Annotated in this window: 19 protein-coding genes and 1 pseudogene; 10 read left to right on the top strand and 10 right to left on the bottom strand. The window is 68.2% G+C overall.

From position 1 onward, the window contains the following. Positions 1-37 precede the first annotated feature (37 nt). From C1O66_RS24010 to C1O66_RS21715, 3 genes are all read left to right on the top strand, one after another. Positions 38-454 carry a VOC family protein gene (locus C1O66_RS24010; protein WP_165794734.1) on the top strand — a complete coding sequence of 139 codons (417 nt, stop codon included), beginning with the start codon at positions 38-40 and terminating at the stop codon, positions 452-454. Positions 455-459: 5 nt separating this feature from the next. Further along, positions 460-915 carry a GFA family protein gene (locus C1O66_RS21720; protein WP_165794733.1) on the top strand — a complete coding sequence of 152 codons (456 nt, stop codon included), beginning with the start codon at positions 460-462 and terminating at the stop codon, positions 913-915. 138 nt (positions 916-1,053) lie between these two features. Then, positions 1,054-1,911 carry a glutaminyl-peptide cyclotransferase gene (locus tag C1O66_RS21715; RefSeq protein WP_102770098.1) on the top strand — a complete coding sequence of 286 codons (858 nt, stop codon included), beginning with the start codon at positions 1,054-1,056 and terminating at the stop codon, positions 1,909-1,911. 12 nt (positions 1,912-1,923) lie between these two features. Here the strand turns inward: C1O66_RS21715 and C1O66_RS21710 are convergent, their stop codons facing one another. From C1O66_RS21710 to C1O66_RS21700, 3 genes are all read right to left on the bottom strand, one after another. After that, positions 1,924-3,090: a nuclear transport factor 2 family protein gene (locus tag C1O66_RS21710; RefSeq protein WP_165794732.1), complete on the bottom strand. Its 1,167-nt coding sequence runs from the start codon at positions 3,088-3,090 to the stop codon at positions 1,924-1,926. Between the two features lie 135 nt (positions 3,091-3,225). Then, entirely contained in the window at positions 3,226-4,308 is a 1,083-nt protein-coding gene (locus C1O66_RS21705) for an AraC family transcriptional regulator (RefSeq protein ID WP_102770096.1), read from the bottom strand. A 120-nt stretch (positions 4,309-4,428) separates the two neighbouring features. After that, complete coding sequence (locus C1O66_RS21700) at positions 4,429-6,945, bottom strand: DNA internalization-related competence protein ComEC/Rec2 (RefSeq protein WP_102770095.1); 2,517 nt, start codon at positions 6,943-6,945, stop codon at positions 4,429-4,431. A 182-nt stretch (positions 6,946-7,127) separates the two neighbouring features. Between C1O66_RS21700 and C1O66_RS21695 the strand changes: the two genes are divergently transcribed. Genes C1O66_RS21695 through ubiM form a run of 3 tightly spaced genes read left to right on the top strand, consistent with a single transcriptional unit; the run spans position 7,128 to position 9,428 of the window. Next, a complete protein-coding gene (locus C1O66_RS21695) occupies positions 7,128-7,598 on the top strand; it encodes a RidA family protein (protein ID WP_102770094.1) in 471 nt (156 codons plus the stop codon). Continuing rightward, positions 7,598-8,098: a disulfide bond formation protein B gene (locus C1O66_RS21690; protein WP_165794731.1), complete on the top strand. Its 501-nt coding sequence runs from the start codon at positions 7,598-7,600 to the stop codon at positions 8,096-8,098. The genes C1O66_RS21695 and C1O66_RS21690 overlap by 1 nt, the downstream gene beginning before the upstream one ends. A gap of 46 nt (positions 8,099-8,144) precedes the next feature. Next, on the top strand, positions 8,145-9,428 hold the full coding sequence (ubiM, locus tag C1O66_RS21685) for a 5-demethoxyubiquinol-8 5-hydroxylase UbiM (RefSeq protein WP_102770092.1): 1,284 nt from the start codon (positions 8,145-8,147) through the stop codon (positions 9,426-9,428). A gap of 5 nt (positions 9,429-9,433) precedes the next feature. Here ubiM and C1O66_RS21680 read toward each other — a convergent pair whose 3' ends face one another. From C1O66_RS21680 to C1O66_RS21650, 7 genes and pseudogenes are all read right to left on the bottom strand, one after another. Continuing rightward, the gene (locus tag C1O66_RS21680; RefSeq protein ID WP_102770091.1) at positions 9,434-9,892 is read right to left on the bottom strand and encodes a hypothetical protein; all 459 of its coding nucleotides are present in this window, start codon (positions 9,890-9,892) and stop codon (positions 9,434-9,436) included. Positions 9,893-10,020: 128 nt separating this feature from the next. Next, positions 10,021-11,847, bottom strand: coding sequence for a gamma-glutamyltransferase family protein (locus tag C1O66_RS21675; protein ID WP_102770090.1), 1,827 nt, complete (start codon positions 11,845-11,847; stop codon positions 10,021-10,023). Between the two features lie 79 nt (positions 11,848-11,926). After that, positions 11,927-13,318 carry a DUF1501 domain-containing protein gene (locus C1O66_RS21670; protein ID WP_102770089.1) on the bottom strand — a complete coding sequence of 464 codons (1,392 nt, stop codon included), beginning with the start codon at positions 13,316-13,318 and terminating at the stop codon, positions 11,927-11,929. 30 nt (positions 13,319-13,348) lie between these two features. Beyond that, positions 13,349-15,082 carry a DUF1800 domain-containing protein gene (locus tag C1O66_RS21665; RefSeq protein ID WP_102770088.1) on the bottom strand — a complete coding sequence of 578 codons (1,734 nt, stop codon included), beginning with the start codon at positions 15,080-15,082 and terminating at the stop codon, positions 13,349-13,351. Between the two features lie 1,738 nt (positions 15,083-16,820). Next, positions 16,821-19,769 (bottom strand): annotated as a pseudogene (locus C1O66_RS24755) (YCF48-related protein); the annotation flags it as partial. A gap of 444 nt (positions 19,770-20,213) precedes the next feature. Then, positions 20,214-20,852 (bottom strand): CoA transferase subunit B, encoded by a 639-nt coding sequence (locus C1O66_RS21655; protein WP_102770086.1) that lies wholly within the window; start codon positions 20,850-20,852, stop codon positions 20,214-20,216. Positions 20,853-20,936: 84 nt separating this feature from the next. Further along, positions 20,937-21,641, bottom strand: coding sequence for a CoA transferase subunit A (locus tag C1O66_RS21650; protein WP_102770085.1), 705 nt, complete (start codon positions 21,639-21,641; stop codon positions 20,937-20,939). Positions 21,642-21,758: 117 nt separating this feature from the next. Between C1O66_RS21650 and C1O66_RS21645 the strand changes: the two genes are divergently transcribed. Genes C1O66_RS21645 through C1O66_RS21630 form a run of 4 tightly spaced genes read left to right on the top strand, consistent with a single transcriptional unit; the run spans position 21,759 to position 25,985 of the window. Further along, on the top strand, positions 21,759-23,036 hold the full coding sequence (locus tag C1O66_RS21645; protein ID WP_102770084.1) for a hypothetical protein: 1,278 nt from the start codon (positions 21,759-21,761) through the stop codon (positions 23,034-23,036). 13 nt (positions 23,037-23,049) lie between these two features. After that, positions 23,050-24,219, top strand: coding sequence for a substrate-binding periplasmic protein (locus C1O66_RS21640; protein ID WP_102770083.1), 1,170 nt, complete (start codon positions 23,050-23,052; stop codon positions 24,217-24,219). Positions 24,220-24,228: 9 nt separating this feature from the next. After that, positions 24,229-24,663, top strand: coding sequence for a PaaI family thioesterase (locus C1O66_RS21635; protein ID WP_102770082.1), 435 nt, complete (start codon positions 24,229-24,231; stop codon positions 24,661-24,663). Beyond that, positions 24,660-25,985 (top strand): hypothetical protein, encoded by a 1,326-nt coding sequence (locus C1O66_RS21630; protein ID WP_133155327.1) that lies wholly within the window; start codon positions 24,660-24,662, stop codon positions 25,983-25,985. Before C1O66_RS21635 ends, C1O66_RS21630 begins: the two co-directional genes overlap by 4 nt. Positions 25,986-25,997: the final 12 nt, after the last annotated feature.

Here is a 25,997-nt window from a genome sequence, read left to right as displayed (position 1 = left end):
CATCCCTCCGGTTCATCGTCCCGCCAGGAGTGCCTCCATGTCGTCTGATGCCCTTGCTTTCGGCGCCGTCGTGTTCGCCAAGGATGTGCCCGCACTGGCCCGCTTCTACGAAGCCGTGCTCGGCCTGCAACGCATGCACAGCGCCGACGATCACTGCGTGCTGCGTGCCGACTCGGGCATGGAGCTGGTGGTGCATGGCATCCCCCGCGCGATTGCCGACAGCTTCAGCATCAGCAGCCCGCCCGAGCGCCGCGAAGACTGCGCCCTCAAGCTCTTCTTCCCCGTGCCCAGCCTGGCCGCGGCGCGGGCGCGAGCCCGGGCACTGGGTGGCGATGTGCAGGGCCCCGAGCGCGAGTGGCCGATGCGCGGCTTTCGCGCCTGCGACGGGCATGACCCGGAGGGCAATGTGATGCAGCTGCGCGAACCGGTTCTGGCATTCCATCGGTCGACATGAATCCCATGAAGGAACTCACCACCTGGCGCGCCGCCTGCTATTGCGGCGCCGCTTCCTTGAGCTGCCGCGCCGCGCCGCGTGGTTTCATGCACTGCCATTGCGGCCAATGCCGGCGGCTCAGTGGCGGCGCCTTCAGCTCCTGGCTCAGCCTGCCCGGGGAAGCCGTGCAGATCCAGGGTCAGGCCGCCTTGCGCGAGTTCGCGCCAACGGCAAACGGCCGGCGCTTCTTCTGCGGCCACTGCGGCAGCCATCTCTACACCCTGGACTCGCGCATGCCCGAGATCATCGGCGTGCCTGCCGGTGCCGTGCTCGGGCCCGAAGCTGGCGGCCCGGCCGTCGACGCGTGGCCATGCGCCAGCGGGCACTACTTTTGCAGCGATGGCGCACCTTGGGTGGCCTTGCCGGAGGACGGCCTGCCTCGCCGCGGCGGTGTGGATGGCATGAGCCCGCTGCCCGACTGAAGGATCGACGGACGGAGCGACGGACAGGGCGGCGCACCCGTCACACGCAACCCAGCACTGCCGTAGACCCCGAGCCCGCTGAGGCACACTGCGGCCTGCGCCGCGCCGGCCCCCGTTCTCAACCACCGCACCGTTCTCATGACCCCTGCTGCACTGCCGCCCATCCGCCGCATCTGGTTTCGCCATGGCCTGAGCCTGGCCTTGCTCGCAGCTGCGCTGGCTCTGGGGAGCTGGAGCCCGGCGGCGCGCGCGCAGCGCGTGGCCTTGCCTGTGGACGAGCCCGAGGTGGTCAAGCGTTACCCGCATGACCCCACGGCCTTCACCCAGGGCCTGCTGTTCCGCGACGGCCAGCTGTTTGAGAGCACGGGGCTGAACGGTCGCTCCAGTATCCGCCGTGTGCGCCTGGACGATGGCCAGGTGCTGCAGAAGCGGGACATCGCGCAAGAGCATTTCGCCGAAGGCCTGACAGCCTGGAAGGACGAGCTCTACCTGCTGACTTGGACGACGCACAAGGTCTTTGTCTTCGACCTCAAGAGCTTCGAGCCCAAGCGCGAATACAAGCTGCCCGGCGAAGGCTGGGGCCTGACCCACGACGAGCAGCACCTCTACCTCAGCGACGGCAGCGCCGAGCTGCGCGTACTCGACCCCAAGACCTTCCGCGAGCTGCGCCGCATCCCGGTGCGCGCCCTGGGCCAGCCGGTGGACCAGCTCAACGAGCTGGAATGGGTGGACGGGGAGATCTACGCCAACATCTGGCAGGCCGACATCATCGCCCGCATCGACCCGGCCAGCGGCCAGGTGCGCGGCTGGATCGACCTGCGCAGCCTGCGCAGCCAACTGCCGCCGCAAACCCGCAGCGGGCCGCGCAAGCCGCAGGCCGAGGACGCGCCCGAGGTGCTCAACGGCATCGCCTGGGACGCGGTCGGCAAGCGCCTTTTCGTCACGGGCAAGCTGTGGCCGGCCCTGTTCGAGATCAGGCTGAAGCGTCGCCACTGATCCCGAGCCCGGTCAGCGCGAGGGGTTCAATCGGCCGTCGAGCTGACGCAGCAAGGCTGCCACCACATCACGGGTGGACTCCCAGCTCATGCCTGTGATCAGGCGACCGTCCACTTCCACATGCGGCTGGTTGCGCGGGCCCTGGGTGAAGACGGCCTTGCGCTCCAACAAGCGCTGTTCGATCGAAAAGGGAAAGCTCTTGTAGTAGGCCGCGTTCTTGTTCTCGAAGGCATCGGGATAGCCTGTGACCCGCTTGCCGCGAACCAGGGGCGTGCCATCGGCCAGGTGCAGTTCGGTGAGCCCCGCGCTGCCATGGCAGACCGCCGCCAGCAGCCCCGACTGCTGCTCGTAGATCTGCAGAGCCAGGGCGCGCACAGCCGGGTTGTCGGCCACGCCGAACATGGCTGCGCTGCCGCCCATGTACATCAACGCCACGTAGTCAGAGGCCTGGACTTGCTCAGGCTTGCGGCTGTGGGCCAGCGCCCACATGAAGTCGGCGTCGTACACATGGGCGCGCTGATCGACGTCGCGGGTATCCACATAGGCCAGGGGAACCGCCCCGCCTTCCGGGCTGACGAACTGAACGCCATAGCCGGCCTCACGCAAGCGCGAATAGGTATGCACCAGCTCCACAAAGCTATTGCCAGCGCCGAGTGTGGTTCCAGGCATCTGGCTCACATTGGACAGCACCACCAGAACCCGCTTGACATGGGCCGGCCCGGCGTGGCGGGTGGCCGTCTTGCTGATGATCTTCCACTGGCCCTCAAAGCGTCGCAGCAGGAACAAATCGGTGAATCGCGCGGGCTCACGCCCCATCACGATCTCGGCCTTGGCGCTGGCGATATCGCCATCGACCTGCACATTCAGCAAGTGACCCACCCGACCATTGAACTGGCCCGGAGAATCGTTGAACCAGGCGGCGTACTCCGCGATGCCCACCTCCCGCATGGCGCCGTCCTTTCCGCTCAGGTAGAGCCGGGCATCGGCATGAAAGGCGCGCCGCAACTGATCGCTGCGGTTGTAGCTGCTGCCGTCGAGATAGTCCTGGATGACGGCGGCGACGCCAGCGCGCTCGGCGCCCGACGAGGCCGATGCCTGAGCTCCAATGGAAAAAAGGCAAGCCGCCAACGCCAGGCTCCAGGCCCTGGCTTCAGCCAGGCGCAAACTCAGTCGAGCCATGGCGCGGGAAAAAAGCGGCGACGGTTGAGAACAAGATCGCATGAACAAGCTCCGATTGAAACGAGAGCTCGATGTTGCGCAAAGCCCTTGTCAATCAACAGCTTGCCATCGGTTTCCGGAGTCCGAGAACCGGTTTCAGGAGCCCTCGGCCACCTGTCGAGCCTGTCGCCAGGCGGCCGGCGTGGCGCCTTCGGCCTTCTTGAAGCTGCTGTAAAAGGTCGACATGGACAGAAAGCCCGAGGCCTCGGCCACTTGCTCCATGGGCAAGGCCGCCCCCTCGCTCAGCAACTGTTTGGCGGCATCGATGCGCAGCTGGTTCAGGTACTGCCGGAAGCTGATGTCCTGGTTGTCGTTCAGCAGTTGGGACAGTCGCGCCGGCGGCATGGACAAACGCCGAGCCAGCTTGTTCAGGCTGAGGCCGGGGTCGCGGTAGAGTTGCTCTTCGGCCATCAGGCGGTGCAGGGCCGCCAGCTCAGCCTCCGCCTCGGCCGGAGCAATCTTGCGCTGCTGATAGGGTTCGTGAATCGGAGCTGTTGGGCTCAATGCCGGTCGCCGAAACACGGCCAATCCGATGCTCAGACACACCAGCACCGTGAAAGACAGTGCGCCGGCAATATAGGAGGTCCAGCCCGACCAGAAGTACGCCGCCCACACCAAGGCGACTCCGGCCGTGACCGCTGCAGCGAAGCCCGGCCCAAGGTTCAAGCACCGTGCCTTGCTCAAATCGCGGCGCTGCGCTGCAGCCCATGCGCGGCGATGACGCCAATGCTGCACAAGACAGGCCAAGCTCAGCAGCAAACAGGCCAGCCAGAAGTACTGGATCGAATGCCAGATCGGCCCCTGCCACAGCGCAAGGTGGACCGAGTAGGGATACAGCCAGCCAAAGACCAGGGTCAGCCCCATGAGTCCGAGCACAAGGAAATGGTCTCGGCCGCTGCGCTCGCCCAAGGGATCAAGGCAGGCCCGCACGAAACCGAGCAAGCAAGGCCCAATCAAGAAGCAGGCCGACAGCCCGACCTGCAGCACCAGCTTGCCGATATCGGGCCAGAAGTAAAACAACACCGACTTGCCCGTGCGCACACTGAGCATCAAGACCAGGGCGGCCAGCCAAGGCTGCGCCGGGCTGGCGGGGCGATGCCAAAGCAACCAAGCCGCGATCGCCAACCCATTGAACGCGCCCAGACCGGCGAAGAAAAACAGCAGATACGACACATCCATCGAACAAACCCGATTGAAGGAAGGGACTCAGCCCGCCAGCGAGCCGCCCCGCACGCTACACCACAAGCCCCACACCAGAAATGAAGCAGAGGACATGCGCAATCATCTCAGCCGGACCGCTCAGCCATCCTCTTCGAGATGAGCGCCTGGCGCCGGCGGTCCCTGCCATGACAAGCCCGCTCGATCCGCAGAGGGCTGGCGATGCCAGTAACGCCGACCCAGCTGGCGTTGACAGCTGGGCGCCACAGCATCGCTGCGCCAGCGCCAAGCGCCACAGTCGGGGCTGTTGAAGACCTCGATGCCGGCCGCCTGGTAGCGCGCCAGCACCGGCAGCGCCGGGTGGCCAAAGCGATTGCGGTAGCCCGACTGCACCACCGCCCAGCGCGGCGCCACGGCTGCCAGCAGCTCCGGCGTGGACGATGTCTTGCTGCCGTGGTGCGGCACCAGCAACAGCTCGGCGGGCAGGTCTTGAGGACGATGGCGGCGCAGCAGCTCTGCTTCCTGCCCCGCCTCCAGATCGCCCATCAGGAGCGCGCTGCGCTGGCCCGAGGCGCTGCGCACGCGCAGCACGCAAGACAGCTCATTGCTCTTGAGCTGTTGCCGCTGCAGCTGCTCGGCGCTTGGGTGCAGCAGCTCGAACTGCACGCCGTCCCAGACCCAGCCCTGGCCGACCTCACAAGGCAGAGAGCTCGGAAACAGGCGGTGCAGCGGATGGCCGGGCTCCAGCGAGCTGCGCAACACGCGCACCGGCAGACCGGCGGCCACGGACGCCGCACCGCCCACATGGTCGCTGTCGCGGTGGCTGAGCAGCAGCTGGTCGAGCTGGCGCACACCGAGCGCGCGCAACAGCGGCAGCAGCACGCGCTGGCCCGCATCCACCCCGGGCGCGTACTGCGGGCCGGCGTCGTAGAGCAAGGCATGGTTTGCCGTGCGCAGCAGCACGGCCGTGCCCTGCCCCACATCGGCGGCCAGAAACTCGAATTCGCCCTCACGCGGGCGCTCGGGCGCCGGCCACAGCAAGGGCAGCGCCAGCGCCAAGCCCAAAGCACGCACCCGCCACGGCAGGGGCAACACCAACACAACGCCGCCCGCCAAGCCTGCAGCCTGCGCCCACAAGGGCGCCACCGGCACCGTCCAGACCGCCAGCGGCCAGCTCGCCAGCCCGCGCAGCAGGGCCATCATCAGCTCGACACACCCAGCGCCCCAGATCCACAAGCCCGGCAGGATCGCCCCACCCAGGGCCAGCGGCGTGATCACCAGGCTGACCCAGGGGATGGCCAGCAGATTGGCCAGCACGCCCACCACAGACAGCTGCTGAAAGAACAGCAGGCTCAGCGGTGCCAGGCCCAGGGTGGCCACGGCCTGGTTGCGCAGGCCGGCCATCAGCTGGGCGCGCCAGCCGCGCGCGGGTTCAGCGTCACCCGCCGCCATCAAGAGACCCACGGCACAGAACGACAACCAGAAGCCCGCCTGACAGACGGCCCACGGGTCGACCGCCGTGACCACCAGGGCCGAAAGCAGCAAAGCCAGCGGCCAGGGCCAACGCACACCCGCGCTGCGCGTCAAGGCCAGGCTGGCCAGCATCCAGACCGTGCGCTGCGCCGGCACACCCCAACCCGAGAACAAGGCATAGGCCAGGGCCGCCGCCACCCCGCCCCAGCGGGCAACTGCCGGCGCCGGGCAGCGCAGGCACAGACGCGTACTGCCGCGCCAGGCCCAGCCCAGCAGGCCCTGGGCCGCCCAGGCGAACATGGTCACATGCAGGCCGCTGACGCTGAGCAGATGGCTCAGGCCGGTGTCGCGGAACAAGGCCCAGTCGGCACGGCTGATGGCGGCCTGGTCACCCAGGCTCAAGGCCGCCAGCACGCCGGCTGCGCTGGGCTCGCTGACGCGGCGCTGCAAGGCCTCGCGCAGGCGCTGGCGCGCGGCATCGATGCTGGCGAAGGGCGCCTCGGCCAGGCGCCGCTGCGCCCCACCCGGCCGCAGCACGCCGCTGGCGCGCAGGCCTTGCTCGAACAGCCAGAGTTCATAGTCAAAACCGTGCGGGTTCATCAGGCCCTGCGGCTGCTTGAGTCGCACCAGCAACTGCCAGCGTTCGCCCGCACGCAGCGGCGGCGGCGCGGCATCGGCATGCTCGGCAAAAGCGCTCAGCAGCAGGCGCGGCGGCAGCTGCAGCGGAGGATCGCTGGCCAGCGGCCCGGCTTGGGCGGCCTCCAGCGCGAACTCGAAACGCCAGCCCGGCGCCCCGGCCTGGCCCAGGGTGGCGGCCGGCAGCGAGTCGACACGGCCGATCAGCAGCAGATCGCGCCCTTCCCAGGCCTCGGGCAAACGCTCGGCCAGGCGCAGTTCGGCGCGCCAGCTGCCGTAGCTGAAGGCCAGCAAGCCAGCCGCAAGACTGAAGCCGAGCAGGCGCAAGGCAGCCGCAGCGCGGCTGCGCATGGCCGCAATCAGGCAGGCCAGGCCGAACAGCAGGACCGCTGCAAACGCGCCCTCGCCCGGCAGCTCACGCTGCAGCTGCACACAGGCCAGACCGCTCAGCCAGGCCAGGGCCGGCAGCGCCAGGCGAAACGGCCAGAGCGACGCCGGCCCACGGCGCGCCACAGCCTGCAGCGGCTCAGCAGTTGCGGGAGAGTGCATGCGTCTCATGTGCTCCGGCAGCAGCGCTCCCCAGCAGGGCGGTGGCCGTGTCGAGGCGGCCCGTCGGGCCGCTCGGTGTAGGATGCGCGCCACCCGATCGTAGCCAGGGCGGAGCCGCTTTCACAGCCGGCTGCCCGCGCCGCGATCCCCCAAATTCAGCATCAACTCGAGTGAGCCCGCAAATGAGCAACACCAACATCTACACCACGCTAGAAACCCTGGGCATCACCCTGCCGCCCGTGGCCGTGCCCGTGGCCGCTTACGTGCCCTTTGTGCGCACCGGCAACCTCGTCTTCCTTTCCGGCCACATCGCCAAGAAGGACGGCAAGGTCTGGGTCGGTCAACTCGGCCGTGACACCGACACCGCCACCGGCCAGGCTGCCGCGCGCGCCATCGCCATCGATCTGATGGGCACCCTGCACGCCGCCGTGGGCGATCTGAACAAGATCAAGCGCATCGTCAAGCTGATGAGCCTGGTCAACAGCGCACCGGACTTCACCGAGCAGCACCTGGTCACCAACGGCGCCTCCGAGCTGCTGGCCCAGGTCTTTGGCGACAAGGGCGCCCATGCCCGCAGCGCCTTCGGCGTGGCGCAGAACCCCATGGGTGCATGCGTGGAGATCGATCTGGTGGTGGAAGTGGAAGCCGACTGATGTTCCTCAAGGTCTCGAAGTTCCCCGAGCAGGCCTTGGCCGGCATCGGGCTGGGCAGCCTGGCCGCCGTGGCCTTCGCCCTGGTCGCCCAGCATGGCTTCGGGGTCAAGCCCTGCCCCTGGTGCGTGATGCAGCGTGGCATCTTTTTGCTGATCGCCGCCGTGGCCCTGCTGGGCTGGTTGTTCAAGCGCCAGCGCCCGCTGCGCACGGCCAGCCTGACGGCACTGCTGATCCTGGCGGCGGCTGGTCTGGCTGCGGCCTACTACCAGCACGAAGTGGCCGCGTTGATGGACACCTGCAAGCTGACCTTTGCCGAAACGGTGCTGGAGGCGCTGGATCTGGAAATGCGCTGGCCTTTCGTCTTCATGGTCACCGCCACCTGCAAGGAGGCTGCGGCCTACCGCCTGCTGGGCCTGCCCTACGAGATCTGGAGCGGTCTGTCCTTTCTGCTGGTCGGCGGCCTGAGCCTGCTGGCCCTGAGCAAGAAGACGCAACGCTGATCCCGATCAAGGCCGCGGCACTCGCCCGGCCTTAGGCTGGGCGACCATGTCGATCCAGCCCTCTTCCACCACGCCCACCTCTCACTCCTCGCGGCCTGAAGACACGCAGCGTGTGCTCATCGTCGGCGGTGGCCCCGCCGGCCTGAGCATGGCCTGCGCCCTGGCCGATGCCGGCATCCGCAGCTGCGTGCTAGAAGCCGCGCCCCTGAGCGCCCTGCAAGATCCGGCCGAGGACGGCCGAGAGATCGCCCTCACCCACCCGGGCCGGGCGGTGCTGGAGCGCCTGGGCCAATGGGCCCTGCTGCCACCGGAAGAAATCGCGCCGCTGCGCCGCGCCCATGTCTTCGATGGCACCGCGCCCGAGCACCTGGGCTTCGGCACCGCCGACGGCCAGGGCGAGCTGGGCTATCTGGTCGCCAACCACTGGCTGCGCCGGATTGCCTACCGGGCCGTCGAGCAACGCGCGGAGCGCATTGAGCTGCGCAGCGACTGCCGCGTCAGCGGCCTGAATTTGAACGCCACACCGGAGCTGGCCGAAGTGCAGCTGAGCACCGGCGAGCGCTTGCGGGCGCCCCTGGTGATCGCCGCCGACAGCCGCTTTTCCGCCCTGCGCCGCATGGCCGGCATCGGCGCACAGATGCGCGACTTCGGCCGCAGCGTCATCGTCTGCCGCCTGGCCCACAGCGCGCCCAACGAGGGCATCGCGCTGGAGTGTTTTCACTACGGCCATACCCTGGCCCTGCTGCCACTCAAGGGCAGCTGCAGCTCCCTGGTGCTGACTGTCAGCGCCGACCGCGCGGCCGAGATGCAGGCCTGGGAGGCGGAGCGCTTTCGCGCCTGGGTGCAGACCCAGCTGCAGGGCCGGCTCGGCGAGATCCGCCTGGCCAGCCCCCGCCACCTCTACCCCCTGGTGGCCTGCTACGCCCAGCGTTTCGCCACCCGGCGCCTGGCCCTGGTCGGCGATGCCGCCGTGGGCATGCACCCGGTCACCGCGCATGGCTACAACTTCGGGCTCTACGGGGTGCAGGCGCTGGCTGATCTGATGGGAGGCGCCCAGCGGCGCGGCCAGGACCTCGGTGATGCCGAGCTGCTGCAGCGTTATGCCGACCAGCACCGCCGCCGCACCTGGACCATCTACCAGGGCACCAATGCGGTGGTGAATCTGTTCACCGATGAGCGTGCGCCGGCCCGGCTCTTGCGCAAAGGCGTGCTGACCCTCGCCCGCCATCTGCCGCCGCTGCAGGCGGCCATCAGCGCCCAGCTGACCGGCCGCCGGCCATCACTGGGGATCACGCGCCTGCCGCGGGCGAGCCGCAGGCCTGTGGGCTGATCGATTCAGCGATCGTAGGGGCGGCCATGGTGGTGGCCATGATGATGGCCGTGGCCATGGCCGCGCCCGTGACCCGGGCGCCACGCCTGTTCACCGCCGCGCCGCGGGCCATAGACTTCCCGGTACCAGCCTTCCTGCACAAAGTACACCGGCCGGCCGCAGGCGCCGTAGTCGCCGCAGTGGCGAGCCCAATGGCGGGCATGGCCCGGGGGCACATAGAGATACCAGGGCTCCACGCGCTCGCGCGCGCGGTGGAGGTGATGCGGGCGGCCCTGCACCCAGACCGGCTCGTTGTAGATCAGGCGTGGCGCCGGGGCGGCCGAGCCGAGATCGATGCGGCCGTAGAAGCCGGGTTGGCCGACCGACACCGACACGCCGATGTCCGAGGCCTGGGCGGTTGATCCCAAACCGGCCAGGCCCAGGGCCAGGCCAGCCACAAAAGCTGAGGTGCGCGAGGTCCGCATGGTGCAAGCTCCGAGAAGAAGGTGGCGATGAGCTGCCCAACGCCCGAGCGCGCCCAAGCGATGACGAGATCGCACCTCAGGCTGTAAGCAAATGCGAAGCGCCGGCGCGCCGGGCCGGGCCAGGCCGCTCAGTCGCCGCGCACCGCGCCGTCCCGCCGCGGATCTGCACCACCCAGCCAGCCCGTGGGGCTGCGCTGGATGGCCTGGATGCCGCTGGTCAGTTCCGTCTCGACCAGGCGGTGGCCGCGCGCCTGCAGGTCCTCGCGCGTGGCCGCCGGAAAGCGCCCTTGCTCCAAGAACACAGGGCCTCCAAAGTTGCCGAAATTCGGCAGGTCCAGGGCCTGCTGCACATCGAGCTGCCAATCGGCCGTGGCCAGCAAGGTCTTGGCCACGAAATGGATGATGGCCGGCCCGCCGGGCGAGCCCAGGCTCATGCTCAGACGGCGGCCGCTGGCGTCGAACACCAGGGTCGGTGCCATGCTGGAGCGCGGGCGCTTGCCTGGCTGCAGACGGTTGGCCACCGGCCGGCCTTGCTCGTCGCGCGGCACCAGGGCGAAGTCGGTCAGCTGGTTGTTGAGCATGAATCCGCCGGGCAAGCCGGTGCCGCCGTCGCTCATGATGCGGGCGCCAAAGCCGGCCTCGATCGAGGTGGTCATGGCCACCGCCCGGCCGGCCGCATCGATGATGCTGATGTGGCTGGTGCCATGCTCGGGCTGATCGGGCATGGGCGCCCAACCCACGCGCAGCGCTGCGGCGGGCTGACCGGCGGCGGCGCTGGCCATGCTGCGCGGGCCGATCAGCGCTGCGCGCGCCTGCAGGTACTCGGGAGCCAGCAGGCTGCGCCAATCACCGCCGGGCGCGGCCACGAAATCGGGGTCGGCGATGTACTGGGCGCGGTCGGCAAAGGCCAGCTTGCTGGCCTCGGCATAACGGTGCAGCCAGGCGGCACTGGGCACGCCCTCGCTGAAAGCCTGGGCCGGGGCTTGCGCCGGCATCATGCCCAGCATCTGCATCACGGTCAGATGGCCGGAAGACGGCGGCGGGAAGCCGCAGACCTGCTGGCCACGCCAGGGCGTGCACAGCACCTCGCGCTGGCGTGGCTGGTAGCCGGCCAGATCGGCCTCGCTGAGCAGGCCGGGGTTGCCGGCATGGCCGCGCACGCGGCGCACGATGTCCTGAGCAACAGTGCCTTTCAAAAAGGCATCGGCGCCACCGGCCGCCACCTGGCGCAGCACGGCGGCCAGGGCCGGGTTGCGCAGCCGGCTGCCCTCAGGCAGAGCCTGACCTTGGGCATCGAAGAAGTAGGCGCCGGCCTGCGGGTCCTGGCGCAGAGCCGTGTTGTTGAGCAACTGCTTGTGGCTGCGACCGCTCAAGGCATAGCCCTGCTCGCACAGGCGAATGGCCGGCTCGAACAATCGCGCCCAGGGCAGCTTGCCATGCTGGGCATGGGCTTGCTCCAGCATGCGCAAGAGGCCCGGCGTGCCCACCGAGCGGCCGCCGACCACGGCCTGCAGATAGGGCATGGGCTTGCCGTCCGGCTTGAGAAAGAGGTTTTCGTCGGCCGCGGCCGGCGCGGTTTCGCGGCCATCAAAAGCCTGCACCTTGGCGCCATCCCAGTGCAGCAAGAAGGCGCCGCCGCCGATGCCGCTGGACTGCGGCTCGACCAGGGTCAAGACCATCTGCACAGCGATCGCCGCATCGAGCGCGCTGCCACCGGCCAGCAGGATTTCACGGCCGGCATCCGAAGCCAAAGGATGAGCGGCGGCCACGGCGAAATGGGCGCTGGCCTGGGCCTGCTTGGCCGTCCAGCCGCTGGCGGACTCGGGCTGGATCAGATCGGGCGCTGGGGCCTTGGTGGTCAGCGCTGGGCTGTCGGGCGTAGAGCAGGAGGCCAGCGCCAACAACGCCAGCAGGGACAGCGCCGACCTCAGGGGACGAACAAGACGTAGCGGCATAGGCAAACGATCGGACGAGGATCGAAAAGATGGAAACGGGGGCAAACCCGGCGATCCTAGTCCAGCTGCGACCCGGGCCTCAGAGGAAGAATCCCAGGTCTTTTTGCGTGTAGTTGGCGATCTGCGGCATGACACGGCTCAGGTCGCTGGCCGGCACACCCATCCAGCTGGCCAGGGTGGCGCCCAGCTGATCGACCGAGCTGGTGGGCAGCAAGCGGCCCTGGCCGACATCGTCCGGCCCGTTGACCGCCACCTCCGGCGCCTGGCCCCAGAAGCGCCCGCCCTTGACCGCGCCTCCCAGCACGAAGTGATGGCTGCCCCAGCCATGGTCGGAGCCATCGCCATTGCTGCTCAAGGTGCGGCCGAAATCGCTGGCAGTGAAAGCGGTGACCTGGTTGGCCACGCCCAGCTCCACCGTGGCGTCGTAGAAACTGCCCAGCGCCTCGGAGACCTTGCGCAGCAGGCCCGGGTGTTGATCGGGCAGGAAATCATGCAAATCGAAGCCGCCGATGGAGACAAAAAACACCTGGCGCTTGGCGCCCATGCTGCTGCGCGCGGCGATCATCTTGGCCACCATCTGCAGCTGGGTGGCCAGGCTGTTGGTGGTGTCGAAGACCGTGTTCAGGGCCGGCAAGGTGTTCAGGGCCGAGGCGACGATGGCCTGGGCATTGACCGAGCGGCTGACCACGCGGTTGAGCTCCTGCTCCATCCAGTGGCTGCGTTCGGCCGTGATCAGGCTGCGCAGTGCATCGGCGCAGGCCTGCGAGCCGTAGAGCGGCCGCGTGACGCCGTTGATGGCGACCGCACCGCTGGTCGACATCTGGTACTGCACCGCCTGCTGTCCGGCCATGAAGACCGCATTGCCGGAGACATTGATGCAAGTGAAAGTGGCGTTGCCGTTGGCGCTGAGGAACTGGTCACCCAGGCGACCGCCCCAGCCGGAAATGGCCCCCTCGGGGTTGCTGGCCTGCCAGACGCTTTGCTGATCGTTGTGCGAGAACAGCTTGGGCGGCAGAGGCACGCTCTGCGCCTTGTACTGCGCCAGGGTGGTGGGTTGGACCAGGGTGCCGACATTGAGCAGCACGCCGAGCTTGCCCGCGTCAAATATCGTTTTCAGCCCCGTCATCTGCGGCGACAGCGCCATCTGCCGCGCATCGGGCAGGGCCACACGCGGTGTCAGCGCCGTGGCGGCCAGTTGATCGCGCGGGATGGCCAGGGTCTGGCGTATGGGCTGGTAGGCCGTGTGGCTGGGCGCGTCGTAGGGAATGACGGTGTTGCCGTAGTCATTGCCGCCGTAGAGAAACACGCAGACCAGGGCCTTGTAATCGCTGGGCGCGGTCTGCGCCGCGGCTTCACCCAGGGCGGCCAGATTGAGGGCCCAGGGCGCGGCCGCGCCGGCCACGCCAAGGGCGGAGGCGCGGCGCAGAAACTCGCGGCGTTGCAGGGTCGGGAGGCGGTGAACCGATGTCATGGCAGGTGCTTTCTCTTTCACGCTCTCGCTTCACTTCTGGATCAGGTATTCGGGGCTGGCCATCACCAGGAGGATGGCGGCCTGCACCCGGTTCAGCTTGCCGGCATCGCTGCTGGCATTGATCGTGGCCACCGCGGTGGCAATGGTGTTGACCGTGGTAGGGCTCAAACCACCACCCGCCAGCAGCAAAGCAAGGCGCTGCACCAGGGCCGGCGCATCGACCGCCAGCGCCAGCTCGGCCGTGTAGCTGGGCTTGACCTCGCCCGTGCCATTGGCGATCACGTTTTGCATGTAGTTGAGGTAGCCGGCCACCGTGCTCTCGTTGCAGAGCTGGAACTCGGGCGCAGTGATCTGGGCCGTGCCCAGCTGCGAGTTGGGCGGCACATAGCCCGGCCGGAAAAAGTTGAAGACCGAGGGGCTGCGCAGCGGGCTCTGGCCCAGGCGGCTGGCCGGGTTGCTCAGATCGCCGATATTCCAGAGTTCGGTCGGTGAGCTCACACCAAAGCTGCGGCCCCATTGAATGAAGCGCTGGATGGGCTCACGCAGGCGGCCGCTGGAGGGCGAACTGCCGGGCGTGCGCGCTTCGCTGTCCAGCAGCACCGCACGGATCACCGCCTTGAGGTCGCCGCGCTGGCCCTGGCCATTGTTGTTGAACACGGCCGCCACGCGCTGCACATAGGCCGGGCTGGGGTTGGACGCGACCAGGCGCTGGATCAGCTGGCGGCTGAAGAAGGGGCCGACATTGGCATGGTTGGCGAGGGTGTCGAGCACGATCTTGAGCGCCTCCGGCCCGGTGGCCGAGGCCGGCACATCGGCCGACAGCACCTTCTTGGGCCCGACCGAGAAGCGCGCCGCCAGGTGCACCATGGGCTTCTTCATGAAGGCAGGATCAGTGGCGCTGGCGCCATCGAACTCCCAGCCGGTCAACACCCGGGCCAGCTCGCTGATCTGGGCCTGGGTGTAGGTGTCCTTGGGCTTGCCCGCGGCATCGAGCACCGGTGTGCCGTCGAGATTGAGCTCCACCAGTCCGATGGTGAAGAGCTGCATCAGTTCGCGCGCATAGTTCTCGTCCGGCACCCGGCCGGTCTTGGCGTCCTCCTTGCGATTGCCGCGCATATTGAGGTAGACGCCCATGGCGTTCGACAGGCTGACGCCCTCGATCAGCTCGCGGAAAGTGCCAAAGGCACGCTGCTCCAGCATGTCCACATACGCCGCGACCGCAAAGCCGGCCCAAGCCACTGGCAGGCCGGCCATGGAGACCACAAAAATCTCCGACAACGCCAACACCACCTTCTGCCGCAACAGATCGGGCGAGTTCAGCAGCTTGCGCCAGAGCGTGTTGTCCACGCCGTTGAAGTTGTTCTTGTTGGCCTCGACCGCATAGCCCTTGGCCACCATCCAGTCGAAATGCCCCTGGCTGCCGGTGGCCGCGAACTGCTCGTTGAGCCAGGCACTGTAGCCCTGGGCCTGGACCTTGGCCATCTCGGCCGTGCTGGCAGCGAAACTGGCCTGGGCCAGAAATCGCGCCGCTTCCGCCTCGGTGGGCGGCGCCGGCGGCGGGGCCGGGGTGGGCGCAGGGGCCGGGGCCGCGCCGCTGTCACCGCCGCCTCCTCCACAGGCGCTCAAGGCCGCCAGCGAGGCCAGAGACAGGGCCTTCTGCGGCTGCGAGGCCGTGGCCGGAGCCTGAAGCCCGCTGGCCTCACGCGGCGGGCTCGGAGCCGGTGCAAGTGGCGGGCGCTGATCGGTGCAGTCTTCGGCAATCATGGCAGCAAGAGGCAAGCGGCGCGCCGTCCCGGGCAGGCCCGGCGCAGGAGGACGATCGCTCACTCTAGCGGCTGCGTGCCCCGGGCTTGTGAAGACCTGCTTCGGGCTTGCAAGCAATTGTTGCCGGCCGTCGATGCGCGGCTGCGCCCTGCGGGCTTCAAGCCGGGGGGGTCGTGGACTCGTCCGCCGGTGCTGCAGGCGCCTGCATCTCGGTCAGAAGCGCCAGGAAGCGCCGCACCCGGTCCTGCGCCTGGCGAGCCTGCGTCTCAGCGCCGCCAGCCAGATGCCGGCCCAGGCGCTCGAGTTCGGCGGTGCAGCCCGGCGCGCCCCGGCGGCAAGCCGGGTCAAGCAACCACTGCACGGCATCGATCTGCGGCGCCAACTCGGCCCGGGCCAGATGCAGGGCGGCCAGGGCCACCACCTCCTGCTCCTGCCACTCGGGCGGCTCGGGCAGCAGCGCTTCCATCCGCTGCCGCAAACCTGGCCACCAGGCCAGCCCGGAGGGCAGGCGCGCATAGCTGCGGGCATTGACGCGCAAGGCCAGATAGCGGCTCAGGTTCATGAAGCGCTTGATCTCACGCGGCGCCCGCAGCGACTCCAGCTTTTGCAGCAGGGGCCGGCAATCTGCCAGCGCATCTTCATAAGCCTCGCTGGCGCGAATCTGCTGGCGTTGCCGGCTCAACAGGATCCCGGCAAACATCAAGGCGGTGAACACCATCATGGGCAGGTAGATGGCCCAGACCTCTGTGGGCAGTTGGGGCGAGGCTGGCGTGGGCCGGGCCTCGGCCAGACGGGCCATCTGCGCCTCCGAAGCCCGGGGCGCCGCCGGCCTGTCGCCCGGGCGCTCGGCGGCATCTGGATCCAGGCGGCGCACAGGGCCCTGCTCCGCCGCCCGGAAAGCCTGCAGCCCCTCGGCCAAGCCGGCCAGGCTGTCATCCAGGGCTTGCACGCTGCGCTCCATGTCCTGGTAAGCCTCGTCGCGGCGCTGCTGGCTGAGCTTGTCCAGCCAGGCTTGAGACTCCTGCGAGCGCTGCCAGGCCTGCTCCTGCTGTAGCGCCTGGCGAGCCTGCTGGACACGAAGGAAAGCCTCGTCCGGCGGCGGGGCGGGAGGGACGCTGGGCGTGCGCCGAAGGGCACCAAAAGCTGACGCCGCCGAGGCCGCCGGACTCGGAGCCATCGCTGGCGCCTGCGTTGGCTGAAGTGAGAGCCAATGGGCATAACCGCGCGACTCGGTCACGGCCGCCTGGCGCTGCAGCAGGGTCTGATCCCAGGCCTGCATCTTCGCCAGCTCCTCATCGCGGCGAGCCTGTTCCCGCTGGGCATTCCACTGCTGGCCCTCCGATGCCAGCCACAGCAGGGCCAGCAAGACGAAGGCGAAGCGAAACACGCCCCAGAAGCGCCGGTTGAACTGGGCCAGGCTTTGCTCCAGCGCCAGCGCCCGGGCCACGGCGGCGCGCTGCGGCGCCGCAGCGCCATCCTCGGCCAGCAGCTGCGCCAGCCCCTCCTCGCTGGGCGAAGGCACGGGCACATAGATCTGCACCAGCTTCTCCAGATACTTGCGGGCATAGCTGAGCTGCACCTGCTGGCTGCTGGGCGCAGCCTTGGGCGGCGGCGCCGCCGGGGCCTCTGAGGCTGCCGCACGATCATCCAGGGCCTGGCCGCTGACATGGGCCTGCCGGCCCTCGGGCGCCTGGCGCGCGAGATCGAAATCATGCTTGCGCTGGGCCAGGTCCTTGTAGGTTTCACCGAGCTGGGCCTCCACCACCTCCATGGCCATGCCCAAGACGATGAAGCAGGGGCCGGCATCGCTGAGGTAGTTCACCGCCTCCAACATCTCTGCCGCCTTGGCCGGCTCGCAGCGGTCCAGGTCGTCGATGAACACGGTCAGCGTACCCGGCCGCAGGGCCTGGGCCACGTCGAGAAAATGGTCGCGAAAGCGCTGGCGAAAGCCGGTCTGTTCCTCCGCCGCGGCAATCGAAAAGCGCGGCCCCAGGCTGCTCAGCAGCGCCCCCGGCCGAGCCGGAAACGCGCGCGCGAAATGGCTGAACAGAAAGAAGACCGAGAGCAGCCCCCACAGCGTCAGCAGCAGGGGCACGATCTTGGCCGGCTGGCTACCCAGGGCGCCCACGGTCTCGCGCAGGAACTTGCTCCACTCGCCGGCCATCAAGGCCTCGCTGGCCGGGTTGCCGGTCACCAGGGCGGCCAGCGCCAGCAGGCCGTCGGCGAGCGAGGCGAAAGCCGGGCTGCCCTGAGAAAGCGCCACCCCCGAGAAGCCATACATCAGCGTGCCCACCAACAGGTACAAGGGCACGAAAAGCGTCATGAAGAACCAGATCAGCAGCGGCCCCAAGCCCAGAAAAGGCTGGCGGGCAAAGCGCAACCAGACCAGCTTGCTGCGGAACGCCCAGCCGCTCACCGTCAACCAGCCCGGTACCGCCTGTGCACTCAAGCTATTGAGCAGGGCCGCCAGCAGCACGGGCTCCTTCTGGTGGTGCCAGACATTGAACCAGACCGTGTGCAGGCCGCCGCGTTGCAGCTTGTCCTCCAGCATGCGCATCATCGAACTCTTGCCCCGGCCCCAGGGGGCGGTCAATGCCACGGTCAGGGGCGCTTGCGTGGCCTGGTGGCGCAGAAAGTAGCTCAGCGCATCCACCACGGGGCGGAAGTTGAGCTTGTCCTGATCGCCCCGGCTGATTGGCGTGTCGGCTTCGGCACGGGCATTGAGCAGGCCGCGCAAGCTCTGTGGTGCGCCCCGAAAGCGCCAGGCCATCACCCCCACCAAGGACAGCAGGAGCAGCAGCAGGCCCGCCAACAAGGCCAGGAAGCCGGGCACCGGCCACTGCGCATGGCCGCTGCTGGCCAGGGCCCAGCTCTGGCCGCCATCACGGCTGCTGAGGACGAGCCCGCCCTCGCCGGCTGCCAGACCCGTCATCCCATCTTCAAGAAAGCTGACGCTGGCCAGCGCTGCGCGCTCGACACCCGCTGGCAGAGTCTTGGCGGCCTGCCAACTGCTGCCACCGTCGCGGGTGTAGTGCAAGCTGCCCTTGTCTCCCGCCACCCAGCCGCGCTGCCCATCGGCCAGAAAGCTGACGGCATAAAGATCCACATCGGCGGCCGCCAGCTGCTGGGTCTGCCAGGTCTGCCCGCCGTCCTGGCTGCGCAGCATCTGGCCCTTTTCGCCCACAGCCCAGAGCCGCTGGCCATCGGGCGAACCCGTCACCGCCATCAAGTCTCTGGGCAGCGTCGCTGGGCTGGCCACACGCCAGCGCTGACCGCCATCCTCGCTGAGCCAGATGCCGCCGCGCTCGCCCACCACGCACAGACGCCGCCCGTCCGCCGAGGCGTGAATGCCGAACAGTGTCTGCTCTTGGGGCTTCCCAGCGTCCAGGCTGCGCTCCAACCATGTCAGGCCGCCATCGACCGTGGCCCGGATCAGCCCTTTCTGACCCACCACCCAGCCCCTGAGTCCGTCAGGCAGGAAGTACACGCCCACGAGCTCCCTGTCGATCTGACCACGGGCCTGGGGCTGCCAGCTTTGCCCGCCATCGCGGGTCGCCAAAATGGCGCCGCGGCTGCCGACCACCCAACCACGCAGCCCATCGCTCAAGAATGCACCGCGGTACAAATCTTCACGCGTGCCCGTGGCCTGCACCTGCCAGACACGCCCCCCGTCAACCGTGCGCTGGATGGCGCCCGGCTGGCCGGCCACAAAAGCCTGCCGCCCATCGGGCATCAAGGCGACCTGGCCCCAGATCGGCCGCTGGCTGGATTGCTGCAAGCGCCAGTGCTGCCCACCATCGACGGTACGCAGCACCGTCCCTTGCTCGCCGACGGCCCAGCCTCGCAGGCCATCGGGTGCAAAACTCACAGCGTACAAATCGGCGCTGCTGGCACTGGCCTGCAGCGCCCAAGTGCGTCCGCCATCGCGGCTGAGGGCGATGCGCCCACGCCGGCCCACCGCCCAGACACTCAGGCCATCCTCTTGAGCGTGGACCGCGAGGATCTCCAGACCAGGAAGCTGGGCAGGTGAGGCCCAGCTCGCGCCGCCATCCTCGGTGAACTGCAACAAGCCTGACCGGCTCAAGGCCCAAGCCCTGGTACCCAGGGCGGAAAGCTGGACGCGGCTCGGAATGCCCAAGGGGTCCTGCGTTTGAAAGGCCTGGCGCTCGCTCGAGCTGCGCATGCGCCAGGGCTCGCCCAAGCTCGGACGCTCCCAGGCCTGCCCGTTACCGTCGACGGCCCACAGTCGCTGGCCTCCGGCTTGCAAGGCCAACCCAAGGATGCGCCGCGAGAGCTCCTCCGCCTGCGAGACCCAGCTCTGGCCACCATCCTCCGAAGCATAGACCTCGCCTTGACGGCTCAAGGCCCAGACTTTCAGGCCATCGGCCGTGCTCAGCAGCTGCACCCAGCTCTTGCCCGCTTCACGCCGCTGCAGCTTCCAGTTCTTGCCGCCATCGAGCGTGGCCAGGATCTCGCCGTCTTCAACCGCCGCCCAGCCACGCAAGCCATCGGCCGCGAACACCAGGGCGTTCAGGATGGACGACTTCAGCTCTGCAGGCAGATCCACCAGATCCCAGGAGCGGCCGCCGTCCTCGGTGCGCAGCAGGGCGCCACGGCTGCCGACGGCCCAGCCGCGCTGCCCGTCCGCATGGGTGTGGACGGCGCGCAGCTCGGCCAGCAAGTCCATGCCATGACGGCGCTCGGCGCGGTTGCGCTCGATCGGACAGGCCCACCAGTCGCGGCTCCAGGCTGCCGGGCCGGGCTCCAGCGGGTTGCCACAGGGCTCGAAGCGCGCCTGAAAAAAATAGGCCGCCGGAATCAGCAGCAGGGCCAGCATGCTCAGAAAGAACAGGGCGGCCCGCCAGCGCAGACGCGCTTCGGCGGCACCATCGGCGCCAGTCTCCTGAGACTCGCGGCTCGCACTAGCGGATGCCATACAGCTGCGGCGCTGCTCACGCCGGTTGTCGTGGAAGGCCTCACTCTAGCCAGCACCCTGCCGCTTGAAATTCTGGTTAATGCGGGGGCCGATCCCAGCCCCCCATGAAACACAGGCCAACAAAAAGCCCCGCGACCATGCACGATAGCGGCGGGGCTAGACGCCCGAGCGGGCGCCGTGAATCTCAGTCCTGGCTCAGAGCAGGGGCACGCCGGTCTTGCTCTGCACCTCTTCGCGCGTCACGCCTTCGGCCAGCTCGACGAGCTTGAGGCCCTCGGGCGTCACGTCCATGACGGCCAGGTCGGTGATGATGCGGTTGACCACGCCCAGGCCGGTCAGCGGCAGGGTGCACTGGGGCAGGATCTTGAGGTCGGTCGTGCCGTCCTTCTTGCGCGCCACATGCTCCATCAGCACGATCACGCGCTTGACGCCGGCCACCAGGTCCATGGCGCCGCCCATGCCCTTGACCATCTTGCCCGGGATCATCCAGTTGGCCAGATCGCCCTTTTCGCTGACCTGCATGGCGCCGAGGATGGACAGATTGATCTTGCCGCCGCGGATCATGGCGAAGCTCTCATGGCTGCCAAAAATGCTGGAGCCGGGGATGGTGGTGACGGTTTGCTTGCCGGCGTTGATCAAATCGGCGTCGACCTCGTCCTCGGTCGGGAAAGGGCCGATGCCCAGCATGCCGTTCTCGCTCTGCAGCCAGACCTCGATGTCCTTGGGCACGAAATTGGCCACCAGGGTGGGGATGCCGATGCCGAGGTTGACGTAGAAACCGTCTTGCAGTTCCTGGGCCGCGCGGGCGGCCATTTGGTCTTGGGTCCAGGCCATGATCAAGTCTCCTGATGGGCCGTCCCGAAGGAGGCTTGCGCCCCCTCGGGGGGCAGTGAACAAAGTGAACGTGGGGGCAGCATCTCAGGCCTCCTTTACAGTCAAGGTGCGTTTCTCAATGCGCTTTTCGGGCGTGGCATTGACCACGATGCGCTGGACGTAGATGCCGGGCAGGTGCACCGCATCAGGATCGATCTCGCCGACCTCGACCAGCTGCTCCACCTCGACCACGGTCACCTTGCCGGCCATGGCCACGGCCGGGTTGAAGTTGCGCGCCGTGCGGCGGAAGACCAGATTGCCGCTCTTGTCGGCCTTCCAGGCCTTGACCAGGGCCACATCGGGCAGCAGGGCGTGTTCCAGCACATAGGTCTGGCCGTCGAACTCGCGCAGCTCCTTGCCTTCGGCCACGATGGTGCCGACGCCGGTGCGGGTGTAGAAGGCCGGAATGCCGGCGCCACCGGCGCGCAGCTTCTCGGCCAGCGTGCCTTGCGGGGTGAACTCCAGCTGCAGCTCGCCGGCCAGGTACTGGCGCTCGAACTCCTTGTTCTCGCCCACATAGCTGGAGATCATCTTCTTGATCTGGCGGGTTTCCAGCAGCTGGCCGAGGCCGAAGCCGTCGACGCCGGCGTTGTTGGAAATGACCGTCAAGTCCTTGACGGCGCTGTCGCGCAGCGCGGCAATCAAAGCCTCGGGGATGCCGCAGAGGCCGAAGCCGCCCACGGCCAGCAGCTGGCCGTCTCGGACCAGGCCGGACAGCGCCTCAGCCGCGCTCGCAAAAACCTTGTTCATCGATGCTTCTCCATCAATCCACCGGAAGATTCGCAGCTTACTACTTACTCCATTACGTAGAATCGCCTAACACTCGACGGTCGGAATGCGCACACGCGCTCACTCCAGGAGAACCGCATGAAGGGATGGCAAAAGCCTCGACCCGCCTGGGTCGCGCGGCTGTTAGGGCTCGGGTGCCTGCTCGGCGGCCTGTCCAGCCCTGCGCTCGCTGAGGGCGCTCCCGGCGCGCAGGGCCTGCAGCTGGAAGGCTTCGGCACTCTGTCGGCCTACCGCAATGACGATGCCGTGGTGGCGGCCCGGCCCGGCGAGCGGGTGCGGCTGGCCTCGCAAGCGGGGCAGTGGCGCGCCGATGGCGACACCGTGCTGGGCCTGCAACTGCGATGGTCCAGCAGCGACACGGTGGAATGGGTCTGGCAGGTGCAAGCTCGGGACGAACTGTCCCGCGGCTACCGACCGAACACCGAATGGGCCTATCTGGGCTGGCAATTCGCGCCAGATTGGTCCTTGCGCATCGGGCGCCAGCCGCTGCCGATCTTTCTGAGCTCGGAGAGCAGCCGGGTGGGTTTTGCCCACACCACCGTTCGCCCCATGTCGGCCGTCTACGGCCTGAACAGCAGCGAGCCGGTCGACGGCATCAACGCCAGCTGGAGCGGCGCAGCCTTGGGTGGCACCCTGAGCTGGGACCTGGGCGCCGGGCGCAACCGCCTGACCGTGCCGCGCGGACGGGTAGACACACAGGCCCTGCTGGCCAGCGCCCTGCGCTGGCAGCGTGAGGGCCTGGCCTTGCGCCTGGGCGGGGCCGCATTTCGCTTTGACTTGATCTCGCCCGGCCTGGAGGCGCAGTTGCAGGCGCTGAGCAACTCGCCGCAGCTGTGCCTCAATTGCAGCGAGGTCCTGCCACAGCGCGCGCGCACCCGGGGCGTCCAAGGCCATGTGATCAACCTCGCCCTGGTCTGGGAGCATGAGGACTGGACGCTGACCGCCGAGGCCATGCAGCGCGGCGGCAACTCGGTCTTCAACGCCAAGGTCCAGGCCTGGTACGCCCTGCTGTCGCGCCGTTTCGGGCGCTGGACGCCCTATGCCGCGGTCGGCCGTTCCGCCCACACCGAAGCGCCACTGGGCTTGCAAGCGGCACCCGGCAGCCCCGAAGCGAGCGCGCAAAGCCTGGCCGACCTGGACCGCAGCCTGCAGCGCCCCTGGGACCGCCGCATCGAACTGCTGGGCCTGCGCTGGGATTGCTTTGAGAAGCTGGCCCTCAAGCTGCAGCTCGAACGTTGGACGGCCACGCGCGACCGCAGCACGCCGCGCGATGGCGAGATCCGCCTGCTGCCCAACAGCGCCCCCTGGGATGGGCGCTTGAACCTGCTGACGGTCAGCGCAGATTTTGTGTTCTGAACCGGCCGCGAGCATGCGCCTCACTCAAGACACCGAGCGCCGCAGGTCCCGCAGGCCGGGCAAATGGCTCGCGGGCGGGCGGGCCCTGTGCTCGGCCTTGGTCCTGTGCAGTGGCCTGCCCCTGCCCGCCCGCTGCGCAGAGGAGCCGCCGGCCCTGCGGGTCGCGGTCTCCCGGGCCAACAGCCCGCCCTTTGTGATCTGGCGAGAGCAGCAGGTCAGCGCCGGCATCGATGTCGAGATTGGCCAGGCTTTGGCGGCACTGCTTCATGCACGCTTCGAATGGCAGGCCCTGCCACGGCTGCGCATCGAAACGGCCTTGCTGAACGGCGAGGCCGACATGGCCTGCAATCTCAGCCCCTTGCAGGCCCCTCGTCCGGAGCCGCTGCCGCAAAGCCCGGGTCTGTTCGATGTTCAGGACCTGTTGGCAGCCCACCCCGACGCAGCGGCGGTGGACTCGCTGGAACAAGTGCCTCTCGGCAGCGCCATCGGCACCTTGCAAGCCCAGGCATACCCCGTGCTCGACACCCTGGTTGCGCAGGGCCACCTCAAGCGCGACGACGCACTGGACGAGGAGCGCATGCTGCGCAAGCTCGCCCTGGATCGCCACCCGTATGCCGTTGGCAGCCGACAGACACTGAGCTGGTTCACCAGCCAGAGCGGCAGCGAAGGACCGGCAGGGCTGGCGTCCTGGCGCCTGCTGCTGGGCACACGGGCCTACCGCTGCTGGTTTTCGCCGCGTGGCCGCTACGAGGTCAAGCACATGCTGGCGGGTATGGAGCAACTGCTCAGCAGCGGCCGCATCGAAGCCATCGTCACCGCGCGCAGCGCACCCGCGTTGGCTGTGGTGGTGTCCGTACGCAGCCGTCTGCGGCAAGTCAGTCGCAACGCACTGGCCGAGCTGTTCCTGGGCTTGCGCCACAGTCTGCAAGACGATCTGCCGGCTCTGCCGGTGATGAGCAACGGCCCCGAGCGTCAACAATTTTTTGCGTCGATACTCAAGCGAGAGCCCGCCCAGTTTCGAGCCTCCTGGGCGGCGCAACAGTTCGGAGGTCGCCGTAAAGCCCCCGCAGAATTGAGTTCGGCCGAAACCACCAAGCTCTTCCTGCAGCGTCACGCGGAAGCCGTGGGTTTTTTGCCCCTGGCCCTGGTGGATGCGAGCCTGCGCATTGTCTACATGCCTTGAGAACCAGCCATGAGCACCCACACCCCTCCGCCAGCGTCCGGCCTCCAGGCCTCGGACCTGCAAGCCGCCCTGCCCCGCATCTTCGCGCCCTGGATCGTCGACATGGGTCTGGAGGTGCTGAGCTGCAGCCCCGGTGAAGTGAGCCTGCGCCTGCCGGTCAAGCCCGCGTTTGTCCATGTCGGCGGCGTGATGTGCGGCCAGGTGGCCATGGCCGCGGCCGATACGGCCATGGTGCTGGCCATGATGACCGAGCTGGGTGAATTCAAACCCATGACCACCGTGCAGTTGCAAACCAGCTTTTTGCGTCCGGTCTCGGGGCCCTTCTGCCTGATTCGCGCCACGGTGCTGCGACGGGGCAAGAGCCTGGCTTTTGGCAGCATCGACATCCTCAACCCCGATGAACGCCTGGCCGCCCAGGCCACCACCACCTACGCCCTGCTATGAAGGACGCGGCACGCCACGGCTGGCGACCATCGGTGCTGTCGGCCCTGCTGCTGGCCGCGGGCGCCATGGCTGTGCGTGCCGAACCGGAGCCTATGCCGAACGCGGAAATCGGCGCCGCACCGGCCGCCGGCGAGCTGGCCGAATGGGTCAAGCTCGATGGTTTCGGCACTCTGGGCGCCTACCGCTCCAACGACGCCGTGGCCAGCATGCGGCCCGATGCGCGCAATGCCAATGCCTCGCTGCGCGACTGGCGCTTCGACGGCGACAGCCAGCTCTCCGGGCAGCTCACCCTCAACCCCAATGGGCCGCTGCGCCTGGTGTGGCAGGTGCTGGCCAAGGACGATATCGTGCTGCGTTTCCGGCCCCGCACCGAATGGCTCTACCTCGGCTGGGAGACCTCGACCCCGCTGAGCCTGCGGGCCGGTCGCCTGGCGCTGCCGGTGTTCATGTTGTCTGAGACACGCAATGTGGCCTACGCCCTGACCAATGTGCGGCCCTACAGCTCGCTCTACCACCTCAACCCCATCACCAAGGTTGATGGCCTGGGCGCCATCTGGCGCCACACCTTGGGCCCGGGCGAGCTGAGCCTGGACGCGGTCCACGGCCGCGCCAAAGTGGACCTGACCACCGGACGCATCAAGGCTCGCGCCATCACGGCCCTGGCAGCCCAATGGCGCCAAGGGAACTGGAGCTTGCGCCTGGGGCGCTCGGAGTATCAGATCGACGCCCAGCTGCCCGCCACCTTGGCCCAGTTGCAAGTGCTGGCCTCGGGCGCCACAGGCTGCGCCAACTGCGCCAGTGTCCTGAGTGCACGAGCGCCGGCTCAGGTACGCGCAGTCATCGATACCGGGGGGTTCAATCTGGAGCAAGGCGCCTGGACCCTGAGTGGCGAATGGATGCGGCGCCGCTCCGACTCCATCCTGGTGGCCGACGCCAATGCTTGGTATGCCCAGCTGTCTCGCCGCATGGGCGCCTTCACGCCTTTCCTAGGCATTGGCCAGACCCGCTTCGTCGAGGCAGCGCTGGGATTTCAAAGCGCTGCCGGAGCGCCGCCGGCCGCGCAGGCGGCCAACGCTGCGTTTGATCGCTTCCTGCAAAGCGCCAACGGACGGCGCAGCTGGCAGGCCGGCCTGCGCTGGGACTTTGCAGAGAACCTGGCACTCAAGCTCCACTACGAATGGCTGAAGAACACCCAGGAGATCCGCCTGGGCCAGACCGGCAGCGTGAGCTACCCGGCGCCTCCGCCCATCGGCAGCTACCGCGGCCCAAGCTGGGACGGCCAGTTGCGCGTGCTCAGCCTGAATCTGGATTTTGTGTTCTGAGGTGAAGCACCC

It is taken from the genome of Paucibacter aquatile, from assembly GCF_002885975.1.
Lineage (GTDB): Bacteria > Pseudomonadota > Gammaproteobacteria > Burkholderiales > Burkholderiaceae_C > Paucibacter_A > Paucibacter_A aquatilis.
Note: the sequence above shows the minus strand (reverse complement) of the source record. Positions and strands in the feature narration are given on the sequence as shown.